The sequence below is a fragment of the Candidatus Cloacimonadota bacterium genome (assembly GCA_012516855.1).
Taxonomy (GTDB): domain Bacteria; phylum Cloacimonadota; class Cloacimonadia; order Cloacimonadales; family Cloacimonadaceae; genus Syntrophosphaera.
The window spans coordinates 1-11506 of sequence record JAAYWB010000026.1 but is presented as its reverse complement, the minus strand read 5'-3'; the positions used below and the strand labels follow the sequence as shown (position 1 = coordinate 11506).

Annotated in this window: 9 protein-coding genes; all 9 read left to right on the top strand. The window is 57.1% G+C overall.

Features of this window, described 5'->3' with window-relative positions:
* Positions 1-458: 458 nt before the first annotated feature.
* The 9 genes from GX466_02400 (at position 459) to GX466_02360 (ending at position 11075) form a co-directional block, all read left to right on the top strand.
* The gene (locus GX466_02400) at positions 459-1967 is read left to right on the top strand and encodes a Stp1/IreP family PP2C-type Ser/Thr phosphatase (protein NLH93060.1); all 1509 of its coding nucleotides are present in this window, start codon (positions 459-461) and stop codon (positions 1965-1967) included.
* Between the two features lie 21 nt (positions 1968-1988).
* A complete protein-coding gene (locus GX466_02395; protein ID NLH93059.1) occupies positions 1989-3128 on the top strand; it encodes an FHA domain-containing protein in 1140 nt (379 codons plus the stop codon).
* Entirely contained in the window at positions 3125-4576 is a 1452-nt protein-coding gene (locus tag GX466_02390) for a protein kinase (GenBank protein NLH93058.1), read from the top strand. Before GX466_02395 ends, GX466_02390 begins: the two co-directional genes overlap by 4 nt.
* Before the next feature lie 626 nt (positions 4577-5202).
* Positions 5203-6483, top strand: a complete 1281-nt coding sequence (locus GX466_02385) for a hypothetical protein (GenBank protein ID NLH93057.1) — start codon at positions 5203-5205, stop codon at positions 6481-6483.
* A gap of 9 nt (positions 6484-6492) precedes the next feature.
* Positions 6493-6864: a RidA family protein gene (locus tag GX466_02380; GenBank protein ID NLH93056.1), complete on the top strand. Its 372-nt coding sequence runs from the start codon at positions 6493-6495 to the stop codon at positions 6862-6864.
* The gene (locus GX466_02375) at positions 6861-7391 is read left to right on the top strand and encodes a cob(I)yrinic acid a,c-diamide adenosyltransferase (GenBank protein NLH93055.1); all 531 of its coding nucleotides are present in this window, start codon (positions 6861-6863) and stop codon (positions 7389-7391) included. The genes GX466_02380 and GX466_02375 overlap by 4 nt, the downstream gene beginning before the upstream one ends.
* A gap of 10 nt (positions 7392-7401) precedes the next feature.
* Positions 7402-8151 (top strand): 2,3-diphosphoglycerate-dependent phosphoglycerate mutase, encoded by a 750-nt coding sequence (gene gpmA, locus GX466_02370; GenBank protein NLH93054.1) that lies wholly within the window; start codon positions 7402-7404, stop codon positions 8149-8151.
* A gap of 63 nt (positions 8152-8214) precedes the next feature.
* A complete protein-coding gene (locus GX466_02365) occupies positions 8215-8385 on the top strand; it encodes a 4Fe-4S binding protein (GenBank protein NLH93053.1) in 171 nt (56 codons plus the stop codon).
* Positions 8386-8474: 89 nt separating this feature from the next.
* On the top strand, positions 8475-11075 hold the full coding sequence (locus GX466_02360) for a hypothetical protein (GenBank protein NLH93052.1): 2601 nt from the start codon (positions 8475-8477) through the stop codon (positions 11073-11075).
* Positions 11076-11506 lie beyond the last annotated feature (431 nt).

Below are 11506 nucleotides of genomic sequence, written 5' to 3'. Positions count from 1 at the left end.
TGCTACTTAGCATCCGACGTTTGAGTTCTGATGCCGGCAAGGTGTCGCTTACTTGAATCTTTCTCATCACTACCTCCAGTGATATGAATACAGAGACAGGATAATCAATTCTAGTATTTATGCAAGCGAAATGGTATAAGGCCCTTTCCTGTCTCCCGGACGCGCCTCCCGTACAATGGCCGCATTTGGTGCGGGTATTGTGCGGGAGGCAGGGGAGTGGAATGGACTCGGGCGCTCAGGGTCAAGCTGGCAGGACATTGCTGCGGACAGGCATGTATGGCTTTGGTTCAAACCGAGGGAGCGGAGGCATCCAAATGGAAAGCTGTCCTCCTTGCTTTACCCACCCTGTCTGAAAGAGGGGAAAAATTAAAACTTGACATATTGCGGAACGCCCGGCCATTTGATTTAACATGGAAAAACCCCTCTGCATGGGGAATAGAATACGCAGGGAGCGATTTATGCAAAAGAACACCGTCCGCCTCCGCAGCGCGAACATCTCGGATATTGGCAGAAATCCGGCTCGCACCAAGAACGAAGACTATTTTGGCCATTTTCAAGGCGAATTCGGCGACCTTTTCCTGGTCTGTGACGGCATGGGTGGCCACGAGGGTGGCGAAATCGCTTCGCGCCTGGCAGTGGAGAGCATCCGCAAACATTTTGAGACCAATTACGTGCCCGGAGAAGAGCTGGCAACGATCACCCAAAGCATAGATTTCGCCCAGCAAAAGATCACCGAACGGGTGGAACTAGAGCCGGAACTTGCGGGCATGGGCACCACCCTGGTTCTGCTGCTGATTCAGGGAGTTAGCTATTACATCGCCCATTGCGGTGACAGCCGCATCTACCTAAGCCGCGGCGGCGCGATCAACCAACTCACCAAAGACCACTCCGAGGTGCAGATGATGGTGGAAAGCGGTATCATCACCCAGGAACAGGCAGCTACCCATCCCCGGCGCAATTTCATCACCAAAGCCATAGGCCACACCAGCTTCGCGCCGGACGTCTCGGGACCCTACATCCTGCAGCAGGACGACGTTTTCCTGCTCTGCTCGGACGGCCTTACGGAATACGTGAAGGAAGATGAACTGCACCAGCAGATGGAGGAGGAACCCCAGATCGCCTGCCAGAACCTGGTGGATATGGCCAACGACCGCGGCGGGAACGACAACATAACCATCCAGATCGTGCAGGTGCAGCAGTGCTCGCCCTTCACGCTCAGAGAAGAGCTTCCCACTCCGCGCAGGAAGAAAATACTGCCTCCTTTGGCTCTGGTTGTCACGCTGCTGGTCTTTCTGGGCGCCGTGTTCTGGTATGCCCGGTCCATCCAGGTTCCACCCTCTCCGGAAATCGCGGCAACCCGAGATTCCCTGAGAGCCGCCAGGGCTGAGGCCAAACGTCTGGCCAAAGAAGAAAAGAAGCGGCTGAAAGAAGAGCGGAAGAAAAAAGGGGAAAAAGCCTCGGAAAAGGCCATCGACCCCAAACTGGCGGTGGCGGATTCCACCATCGCCAACCGGCTGCAGTCTTACGCCGCGGGAAACCCTTATCTGGAAGCCTTTAACGCCATGAGCAACAAGACCGCGCAGGCCAAAAACTTCAAATTTATCAGCAAATCCGAAGCCAACCAGGTGATCTACATCGTTCCCGGCCAGACCATCTATCTGGATTATGCCAAGCTGGCCTACCAGGCCGGGCACAATCTGAAATCCGAGGACATCACCGCCCTGATGGCCATCGCCGTGCTGCGCTCCTCCGGTCAGTTCAACCTTGCCAAAGAGGGCTGGGAAAGCAAGTTCATCGCCTCTGGCACTTCCCCTATCGATGACCAGACCTGGAACGCGGCCCGGGAGCTTTATAAAAAATACGATTCGGTCAATGCCGACCAGCTTTTCAACAACCCAAACCGTTTCGCCCGCCTGCGCGCCCGCATCTTGGTAGGGCCCTACGGCGTCAGCCTGAACAAAGGCTGACCTTACGGAGAGAATGAAACCATGAAATGCGTCCATTGCGGAGCGGAAATCGAGGCGGACAGCAGTTTCTGCATTGTCTGCGGCAAGCCTGTAAGCCCTTCCCGGCAACTGCGGATTGGCCGTGACGCCGGAAACGACATAGTTGTGAACCATGACCGCATTTCGCGGCTTCACGCCGTGATCACCAAAGAGGGCTCACATTACCGGATCACAGACCAGAACTCGCTGAACGGCATCCTGGTGAACGGACAGAAAGTGACCAGCGCCCTGATCCGCCCGGGCGACAGGGTTTCCCTGGGCGGGATCGTGGAATTGGACTGGAACGCCGTGGCGGTCGCTTTTTCCGGCGTTAAGTCCGGCACCCAACCCCGTCCTGCTCCGGTCTTTTACCACCAGGAAGCGTCCCAGCCCAGGAAATCCCCGTCCGCGCTGCTAATCAGCCTCATCGTGCTGGGGGTGATTGGACTGCTTGCCGGCGCTTATTTCCTTTGGGACAGTATCTCCGCCGGCAGCGGCAAATCATTCAATATCCAGTCCGAATACAGCTACAGTGTCAAATCGGTGGAAGAGCCGGAAATGGCCTCCCGCCGCTCGGAGGTGGAAACGCTGGAGGACTTGCTGGCCAGGGCTCCGGCTGTGTTTGGCAGGGAAATGTCCCTGCTCCTGTCCTATTGCCTGCTGGACGTGAAAGTGAGCGAACCGCAGACCCTTCTGTCCTCCGGAACTGAGGAGGGAAAGATCCTGCGCACGGCCAGCACCAGCATCACGGAAAGGGAATTCAACGCCCGCTATGAGTATTTGCGGGGCAGAGAAGACCATCTGGCCATGATCTCCGAAGCGGAAAATCAGCTTGCCCAGGCCAGGGCGGAATTGAAGCTGCGCGAGGCGGAACTGAGCCTGGCCAGCAAGGCGCCTGAAGGCAGGGACCTCATCAACCAGGGTATCGGCGCAATCAACGTTTTGGCCAAAAAAGGCGATAAGCCGTCCCTGGACAGCCTTAAAGACAACCGCATCGACAGCTCGGTGGACCAGGCCCTCAGAGATTACGATGAAGCCTTGGGCAACCTTGAAGGTGTTTACGCTTCCCTGAACGACATCAAAGCCGAGGTGGCTGCCGTTAAAGCCGACAGTTCAAAGAAAGGCGGCCGCGTCCTGAAATGATCATCAAACCCGGCGATTTCATCCGTAACTACCGTGTGCTGGATTACATCGGCGAAGGCGGCATGGGCAAGGTTTACTCCGCCGAGGAAGAGCTGCTGGGGCGCAAGGTCGCCATCAAAATGCTCGACCCGTCCGTGACCCATCAGGAGCATTTCCGCCAGCGTTTCATCAACGAAGCCCGCATCCTGTCACAGCTTCAGCATCCCCACATCGTTGGCCTCTTCACTTTCTTCCTGGAGCAGGAAAGCTATTTCATGGTCATGGAATACGCCGAAGGCCAGACCCTGCGCGACCTCATCGCCACCGTCGGCCCCATTCCGGAACAGCGTACCCGGCGCATCCTCCGCCAGATCCTTTCCGCCCTGGATTATGCCCAAACCAAGGGCGTTGTCCACCGCGACATCAAGCCCTCGAATATCATGATCGGCGAAAATGACGACCTCAAGATACTGGATTTCGGCGTAGCCCGCATCCTGGCCAATCCCCAGTTCACTCTCGCCGGCTCCAGGCTGGGCACCATCTACTACATGAGCCCGGAGCAGGTGCGCTCGCCGCGGGATGTGGACAGCCGTTCGGACATCTATTCCACCGGCGTGGTCCTCTATGAAATGCTCACCGGGCGGTTGCCCTTCAGCACGGAAACCGAGAGCGATTTCCTCATCGAAAAACAGATCGTGGAAAGCCCCATGCCGCATCCGCGTGACTATTATCCCTATATGTCCGACCACATAGTGGATCTGATGAACGCCATGACGGCCAAGGAACCTTCGCTGCGCCCCACCGCCGCCGAAGCGATCAGGGCTTTAGACACCAGTTCGCTGGACTCTATCAAAACCGCCCCGCCCCTCAGCGAAAAGCCCGTTCCCGTCGAGCCTGTGGCCCCCACACCCATTCCTCCTGCCCCCAAAAAGGGAATGCCGCCGGGACTGCGCGCCTTCCTCGTCATCTTCATTATCGCCATCATCCTGGTCACGCTCGGTTTCATGCTCAAGGCGTGGCTGGATATCAATCCCAACCTCTTCGGCCCCCGGTCCGAAGAAGCCGTGGCGGAGGAAACGGTGGAAGGACCGGCAAGCGAAAAAGAAACGCTCAGCCAAGAGGAGATCGAGGCCAATATCGCCGCGCGGAAGCGCCGGGAAGCCGAAAACGCCGTCCGCTCGATTCGGCCCCGCTTCAGCGCCATCGCCAGAAAAGCCCGGGAATACAAGGCCCAGGATGAATACGGGGACTGGCCAAAGAGCCTGGACGCCTTCATTGACCCCGCGGAGGCCGACACCGACCAATTCAACTTTGATTGGTCTGACGACGGCATCATCATCGCCATCAGCAACCGCGCTTTCGGTAAAGCCGGGATAGAGATCTACTATACCCTCGATTCCGACCATTTCGAGATTTACGACCCCGACCCGGAAAACCCGCCCAACATCGACCCCGCCTGGCTGAATTGACCGACCGGCAGACCTGGCTCCAAACTTCACAGCCATGCAGGCTGGCCGTTAAGGCCCTTTCCTGATTCCCAGACGCGCCTCCCGCACTATCTCCGCATTCGATGCGAGCGTCATTCGAGTGGCGTGGGAGGGCGATAGTCGCAGGCGCTCAGAGCCTGACTGACAGGACATTGCGGTGGGCAAGCAATTATGGCCCTCCTTTAAAACATCGCTTTCTTTCAAATAGAGTAGGTAGTCCGGTTGATCGAGCCCGTTGGGCGACATAACGATAGCGATGGTGCGTAACCCCCTCGTACAAGTGCGATAACAAAATGGAAAGCCCCTTGTGGGCGACAGAAATCAATCCCCGCGGTTCTTTCACCCGCAAGTGGCTCAGAAGGTAGTTGGGATCCATTGTCGAGGGGTTCCGTTCGCTGCGCTCACTGCACACCCTCGCTATGGTCTGCCGCCTCTGCGAGGCTTTACCCATCCGGTTCGAAAGAGAGCCTGAAACAAGTGGTTGCCGACACTCAACCTGAAAGTGGTCGGGATGGCCTCATCCACCCTGATTGAACATGAATCATCCTTTTCATTGACAGAAAAAGCGGTAAATTCAGCATGGATTAACCAAATCAAGAGGAGAAAAAATGCCCCTGTCCGAGCGCCCTTACGCGGAGTTCCTGCCCGAAGAAGTGTGGAAGTGGAAGCTGATGGAAGAGCGTTTCGACCGTGTGTTGAAGCTGCACAACTATCAGGAGATCCGCCTGCCCATCCTGCAGAACCGCGACTTGGAGCATAAGGGGATCACGGCGCTGATGCCGGGCCGGGAAGCGGCGCGGCTCGCGGCGAAAACCCTGGACATCTGCGGCCATGACGGCGGTCCGGGCAACCTGAGCTTGCGTCCCGAATGCACCATCAGCGTGCTCAGTTACGCTGCGAGGACCTACCGCCGGGGCGACATCCACCGCTATTACTACCACGGCCCGGTTTTCCGCCAGGGGCGTGACCAAGAGCCGCGGGAATCCTTCCAGCTCGGGGTGGAGCTTTTGGGCAGTTCCAGCCTGATTTCGGAAAACGAGGTCATAAGCCTGGGCATAAGGCTGCTGCGCGATTTGGGCTTTCGGGACGCCAGCCTGCGTTTGAACAGCTTTGGCTGCGAAATCTGCCGGGAGAAATTCTGCAAAGCCGTGCGTGCGGAGATGGAAAAGCACAGCGCTGAATACTGCCCCGCCTGCCTGGATGAACTGGGGGCCAATCCCTTCACCGAAACCCATTGCGAGGATGAACGCTGCCGCCACAGGGTGCCGGGTGAACTCAGGATCCTCGACCACCTCTGCAAGCGCTGCAAGGCCAAATTCTCCAGCATTCAGAAGGTGCAGGCCAATCTGGGCCATATCTACAAAGTGGACCCGGGCCTGTTCAAGAATTTCGCCTATTACAACGAAACCGTGTTTGACCTGGTGATCGGCGAAGGTGAGAAAGAAATGACCGTGGGCGGCGGCGGCCGCTACGACAACCTCTCGGAAAAGATAACCAAACTGCGCATCCCCGCTGTGGGCTTCTATCTGGACCTCGACCTCGTGTTTGCCGCCATGGATGCTCGCCGGCTCTTTTTCGACTGGAACAGGGATTTCTCGGTTTATATCTGCGCGCAGTCGCCGGATATGGAGATGATGCTGCTGCAAATCGCCCAGGAACTGCATTCGGAGGATATCATCACCGTCCTCAGCCCGGATATTCTCGAAAGCGGGGAGGAACAAACCCGTGCCCGGGCCAGGAACTGCGACCTGATGATAGCCATCCGCGAGGAAAACATACGCGAAGGCAAGCTGCTGCTCTTCAACCTGGCTCGCGACACCCAGGCCTACATACCCCTGCACCGCCTGGCCGAATCCGTCCAACTGGCGCGTAAAACACTAAGAAAATAAGGAGATAATATGCAAGCTATTAGAACAATCAAAGCTCCTGCCGCCCTGGGGCCCTATTCCCAGGCCGTGATGATGAACGACGCCCTCTTCGTTTCCGGACAGCTTGGGATCGAAGCCGAAACGGGAAATTTCGGCGAAGGCTTCGAAGCCCAGGCGAACCTCGTGTTCGCCAACCTCAAAGCCATTCTGGAAGCGGCGGGAATGAGCTTCCGCGACGTGATGAAAGTCTCCGTGTTCCTGAAGGACATGAACGATTTTACCGCCCTCAACGAGATCTACGCCCGCAACTTCAGCGCCCCCTTTCCCGCCCGGGAAGCCATCCAGGTGGCCCGGCTACCCAAAGACGGATTGGTGGAAATCTCCGTCATCGCGATAAAATGAGCATCATCACGAAAACCGGCGACGGAGGCCAGACCTCACTCTACGGCGGGGAACGGGTTTGGAAAGACGATCTGCGCGTGCGCGCTTACGGCGCTTTAGACGAACTGGACGCCCATCTGGGGGACGCGCGTCACCAGATTTCTGATGATCGGGCGCTGTCAATAATCCTGGACATCCAAAACGCCCTTTGCCGCTTGATGGGTGAACTGGCCACCCCCGGCGGGAACTACCAAAATCCCGTTAAGGAAGGGGATGTGGAGGCGGTCGGAGAACTTGTCCGAGAACTGGAAGCTGACACGCCCATAACAGGTTTTGTGATTCCCGGCTCGCTGCCGGCTTCGGCCAAACTGGACATCTGCCGCGCCGTGGCCCGCCGCGCCGAGCGCGAAGTGGTCGCCCTGGCCCGGAAGGAGAATGTTTCGCCGCCGCTGCTCCGGTTCGTGAACAGGATTTCGGACCTGCTGTTCATCCTGGCCCGCGCCCTGGAGGTGAAAGAGGGGGTCATCCGCTATAAAACAACAACCTAAGGAGATAAAAATGTATAAGATAGTGCTTGTCCGCCACGGCGAAAGTATTTGGAACAAGGAAAACTTATTCACCGGCTGGACCGACGTGGACCTTTCCGAAAAGGGCGTCCGGGAAGCAAGGATCGCCGGACAGCGCCTGGCCGCGGCGGGCTTTGAATTCGACGAAGCCTGGACCTCCGTGCTCAAACGCGCCATCCGCACCCTCTGGCTGGTGCTTGACGAGATGGATCTCATGTATCTGCCCATCCACAAAGACTGGCGCCTCAACGAACGCCACTACGGAGCCTTGCAGGGGCTCAACAAAGCCGAGACAGCCGCCAAATACGGGGAAGAGAAGGTGATGACCTGGCGCCGCAGCTTCGACGTTCCTCCGCCCGCACTGGAACTTACCGACCCGCGCCATCCGGGCTTCGACCCCCGCTACGCCGGTCTCGAGAAAGACCGGCTTCCCCTCTGCGAATCGCTGAAAGACACCTGCGAACGCGCCATGCCCTTCTGGGATGAGGTGATCGTCCCCAGGCTGAAGGCCGGGCGAAGGATGATCGTTTCCGCCCACGGCAACAGCCTCCGCGCCATCGTTAAAAACCTCGACGGGATCAGCGACGCGGATATCGTCGGCTTGAACATCCCCACCGGCATACCGCTGGTTTATGAATTCAAATCCGACCTGAGCGTGGCAAAACGCTATTACCTGGCCGACGCGGACGAGCTGGCCCAAGCCCAAAAAGTGGTGGCTGACCAGGGCAAGGCCAAAGAATAGATTTTCCTTGACGAATCCGGCTTTGGCAGGAATCTTGGACAAAACCTTACACAGGAGATAGAAATGGCAGTCAAGATCGATAAAGACACTTGCATCGGATGCGGGGCCTGCGTGGATGTTTGCCCCGTGCAGGCTCTTTCCCTGGAAGACGGCAAGGCCAAATGCGACGAAGGCACCTGCATTGATTGCGGCGCCTGCATCGGCACCTGTCCCGTGCAAGCCATATCAGAATAAGCTTATTTCGCAAGCTTGAACGCGGAAGAGGGCGATGCCTTCTTCCGTTTTTGTTTCTCAGAGCACCATTACCGACCCTGGAGGAAATCATGCGACGTGCAATTGCTATCTTATTTATAGTCTTGCCGTTCTGTTGGCTGGCTGCCACGGATGTGAGCGGAAACCAGTCCGGAACCTGGACTTTGGCCAACAGCCCCTACAACATCATCGGAGACGTGACCGTCCCGGCGGGCGATAGCCTCAGCATCGAGCCCGGCGTGGAGGTTTTTGTGATGGGCAACTACCGGCTCAAGGCGGAAGGAAAGCTCACGGCAGTTGGAACCGAGGCTGACACCATCCGCTTTCGCAGCGGCCAGGCGGACCCCGGCGCCCTCTGGAAGGGCATCCGGCTGGAAAACGAGAGCCTCCAGAGCCAAATCCGGCGCTGCTACATCGAAAAGGCCGAATACGGGGTCAATGCCATCGACTCGCCTGTGCTGATCAGCCACTGCCGCTTCAACCTGAACGACAAGGGAATGCAGCTTTACGGCATTGGCTCCGCCGACCCAGCCACCATGCTGGTCCAGTACAACATTGTGGAAAACAGCATCGGCAACGGCATCCTCATTTCCCAGAACAGCAACGCCCTCATCGAATACAACGAGGTCCGCTTCAACGGCACCGGATCGCAATACCGCGGCGCCATCCAGCTTTCCAACCAATCAGCCGGAGGCTCCAACAGCCCCATGATCCGCTATAACCACATCCACCACAACCACAAACAGGGCATAACAGCCTGGGATATTCAGGCCGTGAACGCCATCCAGCCCCACATCCTGGAAAACGTCATCGAATACAACCTCACCGGCATCTATCTGCTCAACGCCTCCGGCTACGTGGCGGACAACATCATCCGCCACAACTTCATTCCCGGCGACGCCAATTCCGGGGCCGGAGTCATGGTGGCCGGAGCCACCAGCGAGCCTTACTTTGAGCGAAATATCATCCACGGCAATTTCACCGGCTTCTACCTCGGCAACAACGCCAAACCCTGCCTGGGAAACCTGGACATCTACCACGCCTGGGCCCAGGGCGAAAACCAAATTTACGATAATATCGACGGTTCCAACATCCCGCACAGCGTTTACACCTATTCCTACACCACCCCCGGCCTCACCATCTGGGCAGAAAACAACAGCTGGGGAACCAACGACCCAGCCGAAATAGCCATCGGCATCAACGACCAGAACGACGACCCCAGCCTGCCCCTGGTAGATTTCGAGCCTATTCTGCCCATACCTGTTCCCACCACCGTGACCGGCTCCGTCAGCTACGCCGGGGCCTTCAGCCTCACCAACCACCGCGTTCAGATCGTGGGAGCTGATTCCGGCGAAATCTATTATGAAGAGCCGGTGAGCCCGGACCAGCCTTTCACGCTTTCCCAGATATTTGACGGGCAGTTCCACGTGGTGGTCATGGCCGATGTGGAAGGGGTGGAGCGTGTCTTCTATGGCACTCCGGGCGGGCTGCTGACTCCGGAGACATTCTCTCCGGACGGTTTGGAGCCCGTTGAGGCTGGCGTCATCCAAATCCAGGAGACGCAGCCGCCGCGTTTTCAGGATGTGGGTTCGCCCGAACAGATCGGCGCACATCTCTGCTATCCTGTTTATCACCGCTTTTTCGTTTACCGCTGGGACCACATCAACTGGCTTTACGAATCGGGCGATTACGTCTTCCTCAAACGCCACGAACGCTTCAACGAAGCCGGCAACATCATCTTCAACTTCGCAGACGAAGTGGTGTGGGACAAGATCAGCGGCATCGAACATAACAATACCTGGCTGCGCACCGAAATCTTGAATGACAGCGGAGCCCAGCGCGTCAGCATGTTCCGTGCCAAAATCGTGACCACAGCTTCCGACGGCTCGAACACCCATATGCTTATCCTCCAGTCAGACACTGTTAACCAGCAACTCATCTCCGTCCGCGTGCTGGACGAGGGATTAAGCCGCGTTTACCACTACAACGCGGGTTACCTGGCAAATTGCGAAACCGTGGTCGGCAACATCGTGTTCCAGTATCTGCACGAGGGAAACTGGTGGTTCTATCAGCCCTTGTTGCCGGTATATCAGCCCACCGGCCTCTGCGTTGACCAGGTGGAACATTTCGTCGAAAGCCCCTGGGCCCTCACCCTCTACTGGCAGGCTCCGGCGGATGACGGTATCTACAACTGGACCCATTACCGCGTTTACAATTACGATACCCTCCTGGCGGAAGTGCCTTTCCTGCTAAATAGCTGGCACTCGAACAACTTCAATTACCAAGTTGAACACTGCCTCACTGTCTGCGCTTTCGACGGCGTGAACGAAAGCCCGCGCACCAATGAGGTCTTGGTCTCCCACGTTTCCGCCAGCGACCCCGGGGCAGTGCCCCCAACGCTTGTGGTCGGCCCCAATCCTGCTTCCATCGGCGCGGGCGGCAGGGTGGAGGTCAGCATCAAGAGTTCCGCTCCGCTGAACGGCAGGCTGGGCGTTTACAACTTGCGTGGACAACTGGTTGAAACGGTGCCGGTGGCCTCGGAAGGTGATTTCGCCTGGCACTGGGGCCTGCTTGACGCCGCCGGGGAGCGCTGCGCTTCCGGTATCTATTTATTCAGGGCGGAGCTGGAAGGCCAGCCCACCCTGCAAAAAAGGCTCGTCCTGATCAGATAATCCCTGCGAGTATCAAAAAGCCCAGACCAGCAAACCGCCTTCCGGGCTCGTTTAACCGGATTACCCTCTCGGTTTGAAAGAACGCCTTCTTCTTCGGCTGATGTTCAATTAGGGCGGACAAAGCCGCTACCTGTGTGGAGGCGGTCGCCGTACCGCCTTTTCCCTCTTTCAAACAGGGGGAGGTAAAGCCTCGCTATGGTCTGTCGTCCCACGGGCTTTATATGTCCGACGCTGTCAAGTCTTGATATAGGTTGACTACTTTTATGTTGTTTTTCTCAGCAGACATGCTCATGTCACCCACTGATACCAAATCGCTTTCATTAATCTAATTTAAGCCATTTGAAATAGGTCAATTTTGAGACCATGTCTCTGTTGCTATCCAAGTATGAGAAACTATCAATAAGAGCTTTTTGAACATCATCAAGTGACGC